Below are 19,437 nucleotides of genomic sequence, written 5' to 3'. Positions count from 1 at the left end.
AGATTCCGAACGGCGGGCCGGTCAGGCGGGAGCGCCGCTGCTGCTGGCCGCATCGAGCCGCTCGTAGAACTTCATGGCCGCATCGCCGACCGACTTGACCAGCGTCTCGGCCCGGGCGAGGTCGTTCAGCACGATGGCCGCCCGCGCCCGGCGGAGCTTTTCCTCGATATCGTCGCGGTCCTTCTTCTGGATGTTCTGCGAGAAGCTGCGGATCAGCTCTTCCACCTGTTCAAGCTGTTTCCGGATGGCCCCGAAACGGGCCATGCGGTTCCGGGCCGACTCGAAGTTGTCGGCGACGCCGCTGGTGTCCGTCTCGCCGCCCGGCTCGATGACCACTTCCTGCTTCGAGCCGGTGGCCGTGTCGTGGGCCGCCACGGTGAGGATGCCCGAATCGTCCAGCCTGAACTCGACCTCGATCTTTGCCGTGCCCTTGGGGCCCGGCTCGCTCAGCATCAGATTGAACGCGCCGAGCAGTTCGTTCTGGGTGGCCTCGGGGTGCTCGCCCTGCCGCACGTGAATCTTGATCCGGTCCTGCCCGTCCCGGCTGGTGGTGAAGACCTTCTTCGCCTCGGCCGGTGTCGGCGTGTTCCGGTCGATCAGCACGCTCATCCTGTTGCCGGCGGCGGTGAGACCGAGCGGAAGCGGCACCACATCGGTCAGCCGGTGCCTGGACCCCGCCTCGCTGATCCACTGGCCGATCGTCGCCGCGCCGATGGCGACCGCCTCGTCCGGATTGACGCCGCGGGAGGGCGGCCGCCCGAGAACCTTCTCTGCCGTGGCGAGGATCTTCGGCATCCGGGTCATGCCGCCCACCATGAGGATCTCGTCCAGGTTCTCCTTTTTCAGGTTCTGGTTGGCGAGCACCCGCTCGACGATCTTCACGGCTCTCAGGACCAGCATGTCCGTGGTGCCTTCCAGCAGGCTTCGCGTCACCTCGCCCTCGAAGTGCACCGGCTGGCCATCGATGACGGTGATGAACGGCAGGTTGATGGCCGACTGCTTGGCGGTCGAGAGCTCGCACTTGGCCCGCTCGGCGGCCTCCTTGACGCGGGCCCTCGACGCGGGATCCTTGCGGAGGTCGATGCCGGGGTATTTCTTCAGGAACAGGTCGGCGAGGTAGTCCACCAGCCGGTTGTCGAAATCCTCGCCCCCCAGCTGCGTGTCGCCGTCGGTGGCGATGACGGTGAAGTTGCCTTCCTTCGCCTCGATCACCGTGATGTCGAACGTGCCACCGCCCAGGTCGAAGACGAGCACCCGCTTGTTCGCGCCGCGCCCCAGGCCGTAGGCCACGGCGGCGGCCGTCGGCTCGCTCACGATCTTGCGGACCAGCAGGCCCGCAATGCGGCCGGCATCCCTGAGTGCGGCCCGCTGTTTCTCGGTGAAAAAGGCGGGCACGGTCAGGACCGCTTCCCGGACCTCCTCGCCGGCCACATCCGAGGCCCGGGACTTCACCTCCGAGAGCAGCACCGCCTGGATCTCCTCGAGGCGCAACCGCTCGCCGTTCACTTCCGCCAGCGGTTCCCGGTCGGGACCGCTGACGAGCCGGTAGCCGAACTGTGGCTGGACAGCGGCCAGTTCCTGCGGCAGGAACCGCCGCCCGACAAGCCGCTTCACCGCCGTGAAGGTCCGCTCCGGCGCCGTTCCGAGATATCTCAGCGCCGGTGCGCCGGTAATCCATTTGCCGTCGGTGGTCCGGTGGACGACCGACGGCATGGTGTTCTTTCCGTCAACGGCGGGCACCACTGTTACCTTCCCGCCGTCATGGAAGGCGAAACAGGTGTTCGAGGTGCCGAGGTCAATGCCGATGATGGGAGCCATAGGTGTCCGGGTTGCGGTAGTTGTTACACCTGTTTCGAAAAAAGGCGAGGTGGGCGGCTTTCATGAACAGCCGCAAACGGCGTTTCCGGCGTTAATGATTCCGGTATCCGGGCAGTTTCTGTCCCTGGTGTACAAATGCTTACATAAATGCACCGGTAATCCGTTCTGGAACTGTAATATAAACCACACTTTTTCGGGGTAAGTCCGCGTAAACACACGGGAGAATGCTTGACGGCCTCTGGCCAGCACCCTTATCATGAAACGGCCATGAATCTTCTTACATGGAAGGACCGGAGGGTCTTCCGGTTCCTGTGTCTTTTGACGGTAGCTGTGGCTGCCGTCACGGCGCTTCCTGTTCGCGCTCTGGTTGAAAAACGCACGCTCCGGGATCTGATCGACGAATCCGAGCATGTGGTGGTGGCAACCTGTGTCGGCCAGTCGTCTCATCTGGATGCGACCGGGGCACGGGTGTTCACGGTCAGCCGTTTCGATGTGCAGACGAACATTCTGGGCGAGCCGCCCCTCGAGGATCTGTCCATCCGTGTGCTGGGCGGCCAGCGCGGCGAGATGAATGTCACCGTGCCGGGCGCTCCGCGGTTCGTGCAGGGACAGAAATACCTGCTGTTTGTGACCCCGGAGTTCGAGAACGGGTTCCGCACCACCGTCGGCTGGAAGCAGGGCGTGATGGAAGTGACGCGCCCCTCGTCGCGCGAGCCGGAAACCGTCATCGCCAGCCCCGGTATTGTCCGGGTCTACGACCAGGAGGTCAGGCAGGTTCGCCAGCAGGACAAGCCGCATATCTCCGGCCTGACGCTGGATGAAGTGATCAGTCTTATTACCGCAGCCACCGGGAAATCCGGTGCTGCCAGGCCGGCGGCCGCAGCCGCCAAACCGGAAACGGATACCGGGAAACCGAAAAGGAAGTGACCTGCCAGGGGGTATGGAAAGTCCCCCTGAACCAGGAAGGAACTAGCCATGATGAAGCGTATATCTGCGTATCTTGCACTGGCGGCGGCTGTCGCGCTGGTATCGGTCGGCTCGCGCCCCGATCCGGCGTCCGGCTGGGTTCAGAAGGCATTCTTCTGCGATCCGGCCTCGACCCGCTGCGACGCCGACCCGGATACCGACGGCATCCTCATGATGCGGTGGGACCGGCTCGCCGACACGGTGCGGGGGCAGTCGGCTCCGGGCATCTATCCGGTGACTGCCAGCAATGCCACCGGTGGCCAGGGCCTCGAGATGGTTTACGGCAAAGGCTTCCCGCTCGATCCCGACGATCCTGCCAGCCAGTTCCACAACCCGGTCGCCTACATGAGGCGCGATGGCCGGACCGCTCCGGTCCTCACGCCCGGTGGCTCCTACCTGCGGCAGTCGCAGGTGGATGGCCCGGTGGTGACCTACGTGATCGACTCGAACCAGAGCGCGGGGTTCCGCTGCCCCGAACTGTCGATCACCGAGCAGGCGATTGATCCGCTGAATTCGTCCAGCGGGTACCGGATCATCCTCCGGTCCACGACCGAAACGAGCATTGTCGGGCCGATTCGCGCCGCGCTGGTGGCGATGAGCACCTGGAACGAAGTCCAGACCCAGCGGAGCGGCGACAGCCCGAACGGTGTCGGCAGCTTGGGGACAGCCGGCCCCACCCGTGTCGGTTTCATGTTCACCCATGCGGACATGCATCCGTGCGACGGCGATTTCGCCGGCCAGATCAGTTCTGCCAGCCAGTTCGACTTCAATCCGGCGGTGACCCCCAACATCACGGTGTTTGACCCCTCCGACCTTTACTGGGAACGGCTCCCGCTGCGGGGAACCGACGACTACTTTGTGATCGGCGGCGCGGGTGGCACCAGTATTTACGACATCGACCATCACGACGTGGATCTCGGCTTCGCGCTGAACCCGGCCGACGGAATCAGCCAGATCGTGTACGACGATTCCACGGGATCCATCGGCCAGGAGCTGAACCTTCCGTCCGGAGTGATGATGGTGGTCCTCCCCGCGGTGGACAGGGACGGCGTCCGGAACATTTCCGGCCGCGCCCGCGGCATGGCGCATGGCGTGATCCGGGACGCGGATATCCTGGTCACGGCGACGGCGCTTTCCACCATCGATTCGGGTTTCTCGGCCGGAATGGAAGGACTGCTGACGCAGGCGATGGGTCTGGCGATGGGGCTTGACCACTCGCCCATCTTCGCGGCCGAGAACGAGTTCATGCAGCCCTCCATGTTCCCGATCCGGGAGGATTTTCCCCGCGACCAGAACAGCCTGATCCGGATACTGGAAGCCGACGACGAGGCCGCCATGCTGATGATGTATCCCGGTACGGTCCTGAACGACCTGCAGGGGAATGCAACGGCGACGGTGGCGAGTGCACTCGAATACAACGTGTTCGGGTGGGATTTCACGCGGGTTGGCGTCCGGGTTGGCGACGTGGTGGTGAACGAGACCACCGGCGCCCAGACCGACGTTACGGCGGTCGCCGCAACGCAGCTCACGCTGACGGCCGACATCTTCGTGGCGGGCGACAGCTTCCGCATCTACGGAACGTTGCGCAACACCAACTCTGCCCGGAACGGCATCACGGGCCGGACGCTCGGCATCATTGCCGGCACGGCCGATGGCGTGTCGACGGGGGTTCATCTGCCCCACATGCGTGGACTGGCGGACGCTGCCAGCACGGCGACCTCGCTCGTGGATCCTCTGAATCCGTTCGGCTCCGTTGCTGCGGGCGACCTGGTGATCAACGAAACCACCGGTGAGCAGGCGACAGTGACGGTTGCTCCGCTGACGCCCTTTTCGTCCATCACCCACACGAACCTGCCGTCGGGCTGGCTGGCAGGCGACAGCTACCGGATTATCGGGAACAACATCTCCGGGCCCGGTGCGACCGGCGACCTGACCTCAACCACGGTCAACTTCTTCGCGGTGGGCGTCAGTCCGGGGGATATCGTCCAGAACGTGACCGATGGTTCCTCGGGCACGGTTCTTTCGGCTCCGGCATACGGGAACACGGTGCAGATGGTCGCCGGTCTTTCCGGAGGCACATCGAACGTCTGGAACCGGCTGAACCAGTTCCGTTTGGTTGGCCCCAACATCACCACCACGAGCGGCGTCTCCAACGAACTGTGGGATGCGGCGGCCAGTTTCTCGGCGTCGGGGGTGCCGATGGGCGCCACTCTCCGGAATGTCACGCAGGGGCTCTCCTGCACCGTGACAGCGGTTGGGACGTCCTATGTCCGCTGCAGCGGGACGGTCATCAACTTCCAGCCGGGCGACCAGTATGAAATTACCGGCGATTTCCCGGGTGGCGCGAGCACGACCGTCATGATCGCCGATTCGCAGTCGGACTTCACCTCCATTGCCGGGCTGAACATCGGCGACCGCCTGTACAATATCACCGATGGTTCCTCGGGCGTCATCGCGGTGATTGCCAGCGACCGGCTGACTCTGGCGGGACCGCTCACTGGCGGATCATCGAACGTCTGGCAGGGCGGGCAGCGCTATGCGGTGATTGACGACACTCCCCCGTTCATCACCTCGTTCCCCAACACCCGGTTCCTGTTTGATCTGTCAAAAGACTTCGGCCTTGCCGGCGTCGCGCCTGGCGATGCGGTCCACAACCTGACCGACAGGTCGTGGGGCACGGTTGAATACGTGTCCGGCAGCGTGATCATCGTGAACGGGCTGGTTGGCGGCACGGTCAACCAGTTCATCAATGGTGACAGCTACGAGATCGTGGACGGAGTCATCGGCGGAACCGCCGCCATCGCCGGTTGCGTGCGGGACGCCAACGGCGATCCCGTGCACGGCCTCAGCATCGTTGCGGTCGAAATCGACGGCCGCAACTCCGACGAGAACTCGGTATACCAGCCGCTCGCCGAGCGTGACGTGGTGGGCTCGCTGACCGGCGCGCCCGTGGACCCGGACAGCGCCGTTCACCGTTACTGCCGCGAATACAAGGAAGCGGTATCCGGCACGAACTTCGGTCACCCGGCCGATCCCGCTGTGGCGGCCCGCTGCCATGCGATCCGCACGCTCGCCATCGACCCGCTGGAAATCGATCTTGAGTTCCCCACCCGTACGGATGGCGTACATGAGTTTTCCGACCCGGATCCGACGATTGCCTCGACGGGCGGTTCGGGCTGCTACCTCATCTCGGGCCTCCCGGTGAATCCCGGCAAGGGCACGGCCAAATACCTGGTGTTTGCGATGGACCTCGACGGCAGTGTCGGGGACGTCTCGCAGGTGGTCCGTTCGTATCTCGCGAAGGTGAGCGGACGCGGATACTCCAGCGCGGTCAGCCTTGATTCGGGCGACCTGTACAGCGGCAGCCCGGGCGGCGTTTTCGAGCGGGTCGATACGGTTGACCTTGGCAGTCCGGACCGCGTGGAACTGCCCTGTGACGGCATCACCGGCATTGCCACGGGAGGCTCGACGCTGACCCTCATCGACACGAGCCGCGACTTCACCACGACTGGAATTGCCGACGGCATGCTGGTCGAGAAGGTCGGTTCGACGGCCGTGCTGGGCGATTCGACGATCGCCGTTGCCGGAATCACCCAGAACGTCATCAGCTTCTCGGGCGCCCTGTCGGGCGGCCAGTCGTTCGCCGCCGGCGACTACTACCGGATCGCCTCCGACGCGGAGTGCCCCGCCGGAGTGACCACCGGCGCAAGCCGGAGCATCCACAACGATGTTACCCGCCCCGGCGTGGTGGCGGTGCAGGCCGGCAAGGTGAGCCGCGGCATCAACATCACGATGCCGGCGGCCCGCAAGCTCTACCAGCGCCTGAGCGACGGCGCCCTCTATATCGGCCAGAACAACCGGCCGTCACTGACGGGCACCCCCGCGACGCTCGTGCGGCCGGGCGATGCGTACGAGTTCAGGCCCACGGCCGTCGACCAGGATGCCGATGTCCTGGTGTTCTCCATCACGAACCGTCCGGCATGGGCCACGTTCGACACGGCCACCGGCGCGCTCACCGGCAACCCGACGCAGGCCGATTCGGGCAACTACGCCGGTATCGTCATTTCGGTGAGCGACGGGAATAACTCGCCCGTCTCGCTTGCGCCCTTCTCGATCCGCGTCAACTCGCCGCCTTCGATCTCCGGCGCCCCCACGCTGTTCATCGGCGCGGGCCAGCCGTACTCGTTCACGCCCGACGTGCTCGACCCGGACGGCGACCCGGTGGTGTATTCGATCAGCAACCTACCAGCCTGGGCGGCCTTCGACGGCGCACCCTGCGGCGCGGGGGAACTGTGCAGCAACCCGGTGACGGTGACCGGCTCCTATGCGAACGTCATCATCACGGTCCAGGATCCGTACTGGCCGGCCGTGTCGCTGGCGGCTTTCACGGTCACCGTGAACAGTCCGCCCACGATTTCCGGCATCCCGAATCCCACCGCCGGAGTGGGTGTGCTTTACACCTTCACGCCGGTGACGAACGATCCGGATCTCGACCCGCTCTCGTTCTCCGTGCAGAACCTGCCGCCGTGGATGACCTTCAACACCGTGACGGGCTCCATCACCGGTACAGCCACGGCCGCCGACGCGGGCACCTACACCAACATCATCATTTCAGTGACCGACAACGTCTATGCGCCCGTCTCGCTCGCGCCGTTCAGCATCTCGGTCAATGGCCCGCCGGCAATCAGCGGCACGCCGGAAACCCGCGCCTATCCCGGTGTGCTGTACTCCTTCACGCCGGCGGTGACCGACCCGGAGGCTGACGATCTCACCTACTCGGTCGTGAACCTGCCGCCGTGGGCCCTGTTCGATCCCGGCAACGGCAACATCTCGGGCACGCCGCTCCAGATCGACGCGGGCGACTACAACGGCATCAACATCACGGTGACCGACGGAACGAACACGCCGGTCAGCCTTGGCGCGTTCAATATCCGCGTGAACAGCCTGCCGGTGCCATCGTTCCCGGCGGGCATGCCGGTGATCTCGGTGCTGCAGGGCGTCCTCGCCGGCGGCTACTCCAGCACCGTGACCGCCTTCGATCCGGAGGGCGACGTGCTCGCCTGGACGGTGAACTACCTGCCGCCGTGGGCATCGCTGAACCCCGTCACCGGAACGGTCACCAACATCGCGCCGACGTCGGGCGGCAGCTTTGTTGACATCGTGCTGTCGGTCCAGGACAGCGCGGGCCCGGAAACCGTCTCGCTCCCGCCGTTCACGATCATCGTGAACCAGCCGCCGGTCATCACCGCGCCGCTGGCACCAGCCGCCTCGGTCAACGCGGGCGATCCGTATCCGCTGTTTGTCCCGGTCGTGAACGATCCGGACGGCATCTTCTCCGGCCTTGCCACGGGCGGCTCGGCCACGACGCTGGAAGACACCGGCATTGATTTCACCGCGCTCTCGCCGGTGCTCGCGGCCGGCGACCTGGTGGAGAACCTGAGCGTTGATCCGTCCGCCTCCAGCGTCATCGACGCGGGCGGCATCGCGGCGACGGACCTCACGCTGAACCCGGCGCTCTCGGGCGGCGCCGTCTTCACGGCGGATGATGTCTACCGGGTGTCGGCCTACACGAACGCACCGGGCCTGACACCGCTCCTCTATTCGGTCCAGAACAAGCCGCCCTGGGCCGATTTCAACGAGTTCACCGGCGCGCTGACCGGAACACCGGGCGAGGGCGATGCCGGCACTTACGGCAACATCATCATCTCGGTGACCGACAGCAACTTCGCGCCCGTGTCGCTGGCGCCGTTCTCGATCCACGTGAACGGCTCGCCGGTGCTGACCGGAACGCCGGTGACCGAACTGCGGCCGAACCAGCCGTTCACCTTCACTCCCGTGGCGAACGATCCCAACGGCGATGCGCTTACCTTCGCCATCACGAACAAACCTGAATGGGCGTTCTTCGACGAGACGACCGGCACCCTGTCGGGAACGCCCATCGTGGATGACGGCGGCACCTACGCGGGCATCGAGATCACCGCCACCGACAGCGGCGGCCTGACCTCGGCTCCGCTCGTGTTCACATTGACGGTCAATTCGCAGCCGACGGGGGATATACTGTCCGACTCCCATCCGCTGGTATCGGGCATGGTCATGGTCACGCCGGGAGATCCGGTATGGATCATTATTTCGGCAGTCGATGCGGATGGCGATGCACTGAACGTCCAGGTGACGACGCCGGGATGGGCGATGCTGGATCCCTACCCCGGTAATCCGACTCCGGGCGGGGTTTACCTGTTCGCCATTGATGGCACTCCGGACGCCGGTGGTGCCGATAACGGATCCTACGCCATCCAGGTTTCCATTTCGGACGGCATCACGCCCACGGTCTACCTCAATCCGTTCACCATCATCGTCAACTCGGCGCCGTATTTTAACCCCTTCTACACGGACATCACGGCGATCCAGGCGGGCGATCCTTACGAATCTTTCGTAGTTGACCTTGCCGAGCCTTACGCGCTGGACGACGACGGAGACCCGCTCGTCTACACGGTGGCGAATCTGCCGGCCTGGGCCAGCTTCGATTCGTCGCTGGGGCTCATCTACGCGCAGGGAACAGCGACTGCGAATGTGGCCGGGAACTACAACGGCGTCGTCGTGACGGCGAACGACGGCAATGGCGGATCGGTTTCGAAAACCCTGGACATCAGGGTGAACGGCCTGCCGGTGATCTCCGGCAACCCGCCCACGCTGGTGACTCCGGGCTCGCTCTATTCGTTCACGCCGACGGCGAGTGATGTTAACAACGATACGCTCACGTTCTCGATCCAGAACCAGCCGCCCTGGGCGACCTTCAACGCGGCAACCGGCGAACTGCGTGGCATACCCTCGCTGGCCGATGCCGGAACCTATAGCAACATCATCATCAGCGTGAGCGACGACGGCGGCGTGACGACCGTCGACCTGCCCGCTTTCGATATCCTGGTGAACGATCCGCCGGTGTTCACGGTCCCGTCGCCGGGCGTGATTGCGCTCTCCGTGGGCGATTCATTGAACTTCACCGCCACGGCCAACGACACGGATGGCGATACCCTGACCTGGACCATCACCAACCAGCCGCCCTGGTCCAGTTTCAATGGTACGACGGGCGCGCTCACCAGCGCCCCGGTAACTGCAGCCGAAATCGGGAACTACCTGAACGTGACGATCACAGTGACCGACGGCATCAACGCCCCGGTGACGATGGCGTCCTTCTCCATCATCGTGAACGGCCTGGCGACCATCACGAATCAGCCGTCGCTGGCCCGGCCGGGGTTCCTGTTCACCTTCACGCCGGCGATCAGTGACCCGAACGGGGACACGGTCGTCATTGATGATCTCCGCAACTGCCCGCCGTGGGCCGTCTGCAACATGCTGACCGGCACCATTTCCGGCACGCCAACGCTTGCTGACTGGGATATTGGTCCCGACTGGAACGTCGAGTTCGACCTGGACGACGGAACAGACATCGCGACGGTCATCATCACCGTCAGCCTGAACAACCCGCCGGACATCACGCTCCAGCCGAATACCGTCTATTCGGTTGATCCGGGCAACAACCTCGCGGTGGCAGTGAACGCTACCGACCCGGATGGCGACACGCTGATCTGGTCCATCGCGAACCAGCCCTCATGGACCAACTTCGACACGACGACCGGTGCGCTCACCAGCGGTCCGGCTCCGGCGGCCCAGATCGGCAACTTCACCAACATCATCATCAGCGTTTCGGATGGTATCAATCCGGCCGTTGCGCTTGGTGCGTTCACCGTCAAGATCGACGGCGATCCCGTTATTGGCGGCACCCCGGCGGGGTTCGTCCGTGCGGGCTCGGCCTACAGCTTCACGCCGACTGCCAGCGATCCGAATGGCGACGCGCTGGTATTCAGCGTCCTGAACCTGCCGGCGTGGGCCGCGTTTGATGTCAATACCGGCGCGCTGACCGGCAATCCGACACAGGCCGATACCGGCACCTACAACAACGTCGAAATCCGCGTCAGCGATGATGGCGGCGCGAACTGGGTGTCGCTTGCCCCGTTCGACATCGAGGTGAACGGCGCCCCGTCGTTTGCGACCGCAAGCCCGGTGAACGTCATCCTGTCTGATGCCGCCGGTGCGACGGTGTTATTCCCGGCCAACGATGCCACCGACCCGGAACTGGATGTCCTGACCTATTCCTTCACGGGCACCCTGCCGGCCTGGGCGGCATTCGTACCGGCGACGGGACTCCTCTCCGGCGATCCAGCCGGATTTGGCGGCACCAGCTCGACCTTCGCGATCTGCGTTTCCGACGGGTTTGGCGCGCCGGTCTGTACTTCCAGCTTCACTGTGACGGTTCGTGCACCGCTCCAGATCAGCGGCACCCCCGACCTTCTGGCGGTTCCGGGGCAGCTCTACAGCTTCCAGCCGGCGGCGACGGGTGGCGATTCGTCGGCCTACAGTTTCGCCATCGTGGACCGTCCGGAATGGGCGAATTTCGACACGGCGACCGGCCAGCTTTACGGCACGCCGATCGCTGCGGATCGCGGCGACTACCTGATCGAGATTTCGGTCTCCGACGGAGTCGCAGGTCCGGTGAATCTGGCGCCATTCACGCTCCGGGTGAACATGCCCCCGATCCTGGAAGCGCCGGCACCCGTCACGCAGGTGGCAACGGGCGATCCCTACTCGTTCGCCCCCACCGCCTTCGATCTGGATCCGGCCGATGTGCTGGTGTTCACCGTGCAGAACCTGCCGTCCTGGGCGCTGTTCAACCCGGCCACGGGCGAGATTACGGACGACGGCGGTGGTGCAACACCCGAAGGCAAGTACGAAGGAATCGTCATCGGCGTCACCGACGGCAACTACAACGTGACGCTCCCGCCGTTCTTCATCATCGTGAATTCGCCGCCGACGATCAGCGGCGCTCCGGTGCCGATTATCCCGCCGAACGTGCTGTTCAGCTTCACGCCGGCGTCGGGCGATGTGGACGGTGACATCCTCGCTTTCTCGCTCCAGGTCCGCGAGATCACGGGAGTTCGGGGCGGGTCGTCCTATACGGATCCACTCGTCGCTCCAGTGGCCGATCTCCTGTTCTCGGACGACACGGTGACCTGGCTCGCGATCAACTCCGAGACGGGCGAAATCTCCGGAACTCCGGTCCTGAACGCCTTTATCGACGAAACCGGACTCTACCTGATCGAGATCAACGTGACGGACGGAAACTTCGTCGTTCCAATCACGCCGATCCGGCTGGTGGTGAACGCTCCTCCGGCGGTATCGTTTGCTGCTCCGGCACAGGTTCCGACCGACGGGCAACCAAGGCAATACCCGGTTACCATCGATGACCCGGATAATGCCCGCAGCCAGCTCACGATGTCGCTGGTGAATGCTCCGACGTTCATGACCCCGCTGGTGCAGCAAACGTCCGGCGGGTTCATCAACTTCCTGGTGGCGTCCAATGCGCCCGCCTCGGAAGCCGGTAACACCTATAGCAACATCCAGATTCAGGTGACCGATGGTTACAACACGACGCTATCCGCGCCCTTCTCCGTATACGTGAACGGAACGCCCCAGCTCACCTTCACATCGCCGTGGCCGGATCTCGCCTGTCCCCGGTATGTGCCGACGGTCGTCACATATATCATTAACGATCTTGAGGGCGACGGCGTGACGGTGACCGGCCAGAGCTACTCGCATGATTTCCAGAATGTTTCGCTTCCGCAGATGGTGACGCTGAACGCCGGGATCAATACGATCACCTGTCAACCGGGCGGCGGGCACTTTGGAACGGGCGGGTACATCCTGACCGTGACGGACGGCGTGAACCAGTTCCAGATCAGCGCGGCGCTGTCGGTGGACCTGACCCGCACGCCGCCAACCCTGAGCGGCATCCCGCCGGCCATCGCCAACACGAACGAGGAATACTCGTTCCTGCCGGATACGAACGCCCATCCGCAGAATCCGAACCGGCCCTTCACGTATGACATCGTGAACAAGCCGAGCTGGGCCTTCTTCGACTACACGACCGGCCGCCTGTATGGCGTGCCGGGCGCGGTGGACTATGGCGTCGAAAGCAACATCACCATTTCGGTTTCCGATGGCGTCAACGCGCCGTATGTGCTGGGGCCGTTCTCCATCATCGTGAACACGCTGCCCTATATCGAGGGTGATCCGCCGGGCATCGCCAATATCGCCGTTCCCTATTCGTACACGTTCTTCGGATGGGACATTGATCCGCTCGACACGCTGACCTTCGTCGGTACGGATATCCCGTCGTGGCTGAGCATCAACCCGGTAACGGGCGAACTGTCCGGCACGCCGCTGGTGGCCGATCGCGGCACCTACGTGGGCATCCGGATCGGCGTCACCGACGGCATCCAGACGGTCTACCTCGACCCCTTCACCATTGTCGTGAATACGCCGCCGACGATCAGCGGCACGCCCGACACGCTGGTGTCGGCGGGTAATCCGTACAACGGTGGCGGCGGATTCACGCCGGTCGCGGTCGATCCCGAGTCCCCGGCGCTCGACACGCTCCGGTTCTCGATCACGAACAAGCCCTCCTGGGCCGTGTTCGACACAATCACCGGGAACCTGAGCGGCACTCCTGCCCTTGCAGATGGCGGCAATTACAACGATATCGTTATCTGCGTGACCGACTTCAACAGTCTGCCGGTCTGTCTGGATCCGTTCTCGATCCGCGTGAACACGCCGCCGATACTGTCTGGTTCGCCCGCCGCAGTTATCCGTCCGAACGAGCCATTCGAGTTCACTCCCACGGCGGTCGATTCCTCGGGAGACGTGCTCACCTTCTCGATCGTGAACCGCCCCGCCTGGGCCGATTTCGACACGGCTACCGGCAGGCTGTCCGGATCTCCCATCGTGGACGATTCGGGGCTGTACGCCGGGATCGAGATCACCGCGGACGACGGTATCGTCGCATCCGCGCCGCTCATCTTCAGTATCCGCGTCAATGCGCCGCCGGTGATCTCGACCACCTCGGTCACCCAGGCTCCGCCGGGCGCCCTGTACACGTTCATTGCCAACGCCGTGGACCTGGATGGCGACGCCCTTGTCATCACCGTGGATGACCAGTCGGGCTGGCTGAACGCCCCGGTCGTCACGCCGCCGGTGGACCCCGGCGACCCGTACGAAGTGCTGATCGACGGCACGCCCACGACGGCCGATACCGGCAGCTACCTGTTCATCCTTTATGCGGACGACGGGTTCTCGCCGCCGGTGGAACTCCGGTTCCTCATCGTCGTCAACACGCCGCCGGTCATCTCCGGTATTCCGGCCACGGTCGTTCAGGCGGGCAACGCCTACCCGACGTTTACCCCGGTCGCTTCCGATCCGGATGGTGTGCCGCAGGGCCTCCTGTACCGGATCGACAACCAGCCCCCCTGGGCCGTGTTCAACACCGTGACGGGCGCCCTGTCGGGCTCCACGTCGGTTGCCGACATCGGCCGGTACGAGAACATCGTCATCACCGTTTACGACAGCAATGGCGGCGAGGCCTCGCTCCCGCCGTTCACGATCAAGGTGAACGGATCGCCGGTCCTGACGGCGACGACGCCGCCCATCGCCGTGCCGGGTGTGAACTACTCCTTCACGCCGACGTTCTCCGATCCGAACCACCAGCCCCCGGCCAATCCGGAGACGTTCACCTTCATCTTCTCGAACCCCGGGTGTCCGTCCTGGGCGGTTTGCAACCCGTCCACCGGGACGATCAGCGGCCAGCCGGGCCTTCCGGACGTGGGCTCGTACACCTTCGACATCGAATTGTCTGACGGAACGGTCACAACCGCTCCGGTGAGCTACACGATCGAGGTCAACGGACCGCCCGCGTTCAACGACACGCCCGCTGATACGCAGCTCATCGCGGGCGACTTCTTCGAGTTCCCGGTGGCGCTGCCGCTGGCGACCGATCCGGAAGCCGATTTCCTCGCCTACTCGATCGTGAACCGGCCGATCTGGATGACCTTCAATGCGGCGACGGGTTATCTGTCGGGAACGCCCACGCCTGCCGACAGCGGCATCTACACCGGCATCGTCATCAGCGTTGCGGACCCATACAACCCGGCGGTTTCGCTCCCGGCCTTCACGATCACGGTCAATGCGCCGCCGGTGATCTCCGGAACGCCTGCCCTGCGTGCGCAGCCCAACCAGCCTTACGTCTTCCAGCCCGTGACGACCGACCCTGAAAACGACGTGCTCACCTTCGCGATCACGAACCAGCCCCCCTGGGCGCTGTTCGACTCCACGACGGGCCGCCTCAGCGGAACGCCGAGCCAGCTCGATTCGGCCGTGTATGGCGGCATCGTGATCGAGGTGAGCGACGGCCTGAATCCGCCGGTGGCGCTCCCCGTATTCAGCATCGACGTGAACTCGCTCCCCGTGCTGGGCACACCGGTTCCGCCGACCCAGGTTTCCGTCGGAAGCAACTACGGCGGCGCGGGTGGATACACCCCGTCGGTGTTCGACTTCGATGACACCGCACCCTTCTGCTGGCGCATCCGGAACCGCCCCGCGTGGCTGACCTTCGGCGGCGGCGACTTCCCGGCCTGCGCGCCCGGCACCGGCAACATGACCGGCACCCCGGTCCTGGCTGACGGCGGCACCTACCAGTTCGTCGAGGTGAGCGTGAGCGACGACGGCGGCGCGACGTACGTCTCGTACCCGATGTTCACCATCATCGTGCACACGCCGCCCACGGTGGATGCCCCGGCCGCCAACCCCGATGTGGTGAACGTGGGCTCGCCCTATACCTTCACGCCCACGCCCACGCCCGGCGTCGTCCTGTACTCGATCACGAACCGCCCGGCCTGGGCCTCGTTCGACCAGCTCACGGGTTCGATCACCTCGAACGGCAACCTGACCGGTGCGGACGTGGGCCTCTACACCGGCATCGTGATCTCGGTGACCGACAACGTGTTCCCGGTGGTTTCCACCAGCCCGTTCAGCATCAAGGTGAACGGTGCGCCGGTCCTGTCGGCGGGCACGGTCCCGCGTGCGGTGCCGGACACGGCGTTCAGCTTCACGCCGGTCGCAACCGACCCGAACGGCGACACGCTCGTGTTCGACTTCCTGGGCACCTGCCCCACCTGGGCGCTGTGCAACCCGAATACGGGAGCCATCACCGGCACCCCGAGCGATGCCGACGCCGGCGTCTACGCCATCCAGATCGAGGCGGACGACGGGACCAGCAACCCCATCCCCCTCGTGTCGAACACGCTCAACTTCAATATCCGGGTGAACAGCCGTCCGGCGTTCACGGCCGCCGGCCTCACGCCGGATCTCTCGGTGCCGGTCGGAACGCCGTACGAATACCCCGCCGGGCTCGTTGTGACGGCGACCGACGGGGACGGCGACACGCTCACCTATTCGGTCACCAACCGGCCCTCGTGGCTGTCGTTCAGTCCGTCACAGGGCCAGCTCACCGGCACGCCGCTGGCGGCCAACGCGGGCTTCCACACGAATATCACGATCTCCGTCACGGACGGATTCCAGACGACCGCGCTCCCGGCCTTCACGATCACCGTGACGGGCGATCCGGTTATCAGCGGAACGCCGGCGACCTTCGCGGTCCCCGGTCAGGCCTACTCGTTCACGCCGACGGGATCGAGCCCGGTGAACAATCCCGTCGCCTACGAGATCACCAACAAGCCGGCCTGGGCGACGTTCAATACGGCGACCGGAGCCCTGTCCGGAACGCCGATCGTGGCTGACGCGACGAACAGCCCCTATACGAACATCATCATCACGATCCGGGATACCATGACGCTCCAGTCGGCCTCGCTGGCGCCGTTCGATATCGTCGTGAACAGCCCGCCGGTGATCTCCGGCGTGCCGCCCGCCTTTGCGGCTGTCGGTTCGCCCTTCAGCTTCACGCCGGTGGCGACCGATCCCAATGGCGATGCCATGCAGTTCTCCATCGAGGAATGCCCGGCGTGGGCCACCTGCGACGGTGGTGTTTACCCGGCCTTTGCCGCCGGTACCGGTGAAATCAGCGGCACCCCGGCGGCCGGGGACCGCGGCGCCTATGCGGGCATCCGGATATGGGTGCGCGACGCGGTGCTGCCGAATGTCCCCTCGTCGATCGGGCCGTTCACGATCATAGTGAACACGCCGCCCGTGCCGTCATTTCAGCCTGGCAGCCCGCAGACTGTCGTTCCGGTGAGCCCGCTGACTCCCTACTCGACGACAGTCTCGGCGGTGGATGCGGACGGCGAAACCCTCATCTGGTCGGTCCAGAACCTGCCCGCATGGGCCCAGTTCAATCAGACGACCGGCGCGCTCACCAACCAGCCAGGACGTCCGCTGCCCAGCGACGGCGGCCTGTACGAGAACGTCATCATCGCCGTTACCGATGGCAACTTCGCACCGGTCGAGCTGGCTCCGTTCTCCATACTGGTGAACCGTTCGCCGGCGATCTCCGGCACCTCGCCGGCGAACATACCGACAGGCGTGGACTACACGTTCGCGCCGATCGCGAGCGACCCTGACGCGGGCGATGTGCTTACCTTCTCGGTCATCAACAACCCGGGCTGGATGGGCATCGACCCGAGCACGGGTGTCCTCAGCGGAACGCCCAGCATCCTGGATGCGGGCGTGGCCAGCCTGAATGTCACCATCGAGGTGACCGATGGCGTGAACGATCCGGTCCAGCTCGTCATTCCGAGCCTGTACGTGAACGGCCCGCCGAGCTTTACGACGCCGTGCGGCGACGACGTCGTGCTGGCCGGCAACCTGTTTACCTGCAATCCGGGCGGAACCGACACCTTCGAGGCCGGCGACATACCGCTGCTCGTTTACACGATCCAGAACCGGCCGCCCTGGGCAGGCTTCAACCCCTCGACCGGCGTCCTGACGGGAACCCCCGGCATCGCCGACGCCGGCACCTATTCGGGAATCGTGATCTCGGTGAAGGATCCGCTGAACTTGGCGGTGGCCTCGGCGGCCTTCGAGGTCGTTGTGATCCGGCCGAACCTGCCGCCGGTATTCGACCCGGCCACGCCGGGTACCGTCGCCAATCCGGGCATCCTGTACTCGTTTGATCCGGTGGCGACCGATCCGGATGACGACACGCTTGTCTACAGCATTGCGAACAAGCCGGCATGGGCCTTCTTCGACCCTTCAACGGGCCGCCTGTGGGGCACGCCGATCCGTGCCGACAGCACCAACAGCCCGTACCAGAACATCGTCATCTCGGTGACGGACGGCATCAACCCGCCGGTCTCCCTGCCAGCCTTCGATATCGTCGTAAACAGCCCGCCGGTGATCTCCGGCGGCCCCGCAACGATGGTGGCGATCAATAGCGATTACCACTCGCCGGCCGGATTCACGCCCGACGTCTATGATCTGGACGGCGACGCACTGGAGTTCGCCGTCGAGAACTGTCCGTACTGGGCCACCTGCGACGCTGGCGTCTACCCGGCCTTCCTCCCGGCGACGAGCGGCAATATCAGCGGGGTCCCGGTGGACGGCGACCAGGGTTCGTACGTGGACATCCGGATCTGGGTGAGCGACGGCGTAAACCAGCCGGTGCTGCTCCCGGCCTTCACGATCATCGTGAATTCGCGGCCGACGATCAACTTCACCGGCATGGTCCAGGCGTCTTATGTTGTGGCCGAAGACCTCACGACCGACGAGCTGGCGAACATCCAGTGGACGGCCAATGATGACGATCCGGGCGAGAACGCCAACCTGCTGTTCGTGATCCAGGGCCAGCCCGACTGGCTGGTGTTCAACTCGGCCGACGGAACGGTATCGGTCGCCCCGGGCGGCCTGACTTCGGCCGATGTCGGTTCCTACGAGATCAGGGTGGGCGTGACCGACGGCAACTTCGATCCGGTTTACTACGTCAACCCGCTGACCATCATCGTGAACGGGATCCCGGTGATTTCCGGCGTACCGGCGCCCCGCGCCGGTCTTGACCGGACCTACAGCTTCACGCCGACGGTCGTGAATGCGGAGGCTTACGACGACCTGCGGTTCTGCATCGAGAACCTGCCGGCTTGGGCAGTCTTCGCGGGCGATACCGGCGCTCCCTGCGACGGCAGCACGTTCAACCTGACGGGCAATGGATCGCTAGGCGGCTCACCGCTGTCCTCGGTTCCCGCCCATCTGGCGAACAGCCCGTACACGAACATCATCATCTGGATATCGGACGGCGTGAACGCCCCGGTGGCGCTCCCCTCGTTTGATATCGAGATAAACCAGCCGCCGGTCGTGACGGGCACACCGGCCTCCGCGGCAGTGGTGGGCCAGCTGTACTCCTTCAGTCCGACCATCTCTGATCCGGAAACCGACACCCTGACGATCACGATGCTGAACAAGCCTGACTGGCTCACGCTGAACAGCTCGACAGGGGTTCTGTCCGGAACGCCGGAAGCGACGGATATCCGCCTCTACAACAACATCTTCTACATTGTTTCCGACGGCACCAGCTCGACCACGATCGGTCCGTTCTTCATCAACGTGCTGGCGGCCGGCAGCGGCGGCAGTGGTGGCGGCGGAACGCCCGGAAACCCCACCAAGAAGGGTGGCGGCTGCGCGGCCGGTGCCACGGATCCCGGCGCGGCGATTGGCCTTGTGATGGCGCTCGCGGGAGCGGCAGGACGTATCCGGCGGCGCCGGAAACAGGCCTGATCTCCTGACCGCGGTGTTCCGGCCTCCCGTCCCGCCAGCAGGCGG

General features: G+C 64.8%; 3 protein-coding genes. 2 read left to right on the top strand and 1 reads right to left on the bottom strand.

The window, feature by feature from the left end; all coding sequences use genetic code 11:
* Positions 1–21: 21 nt before the first annotated feature.
* Positions 22–1,818: an Hsp70 family protein gene (locus tag KIT79_00075; protein ID MCW5827691.1), complete on the bottom strand. Its 1,797-nt coding sequence runs from the start codon at positions 1,816–1,818 to the stop codon at positions 22–24.
* Positions 1,819–2,085: 267 nt separating this feature from the next.
* Here KIT79_00075 and KIT79_00070 point away from each other — a divergent pair, with 267 nt between their 5' ends.
* Both KIT79_00070 and KIT79_00065 read left to right on the top strand, forming a co-directional pair.
* Positions 2,086–2,745: a hypothetical protein gene (locus tag KIT79_00070; protein MCW5827690.1), complete on the top strand. Its 660-nt coding sequence runs from the start codon at positions 2,086–2,088 to the stop codon at positions 2,743–2,745.
* Between the two features lie 48 nt (positions 2,746–2,793).
* Entirely contained in the window at positions 2,794–19,392 is a 16,599-nt protein-coding gene (locus KIT79_00065) for a putative Ig domain-containing protein (GenBank protein ID MCW5827689.1), read from the top strand.
* Positions 19,393–19,437 lie beyond the last annotated feature (45 nt).

It is taken from the genome of Deltaproteobacteria bacterium (assembly GCA_026129095.1).
Lineage (GTDB): Bacteria > JAGRBM01 > JAGRBM01 > JAGRBM01 > JAHCIT01 > JAHCIT01.
This window is presented reverse-complemented; position numbering and strand designations above follow the sequence as displayed.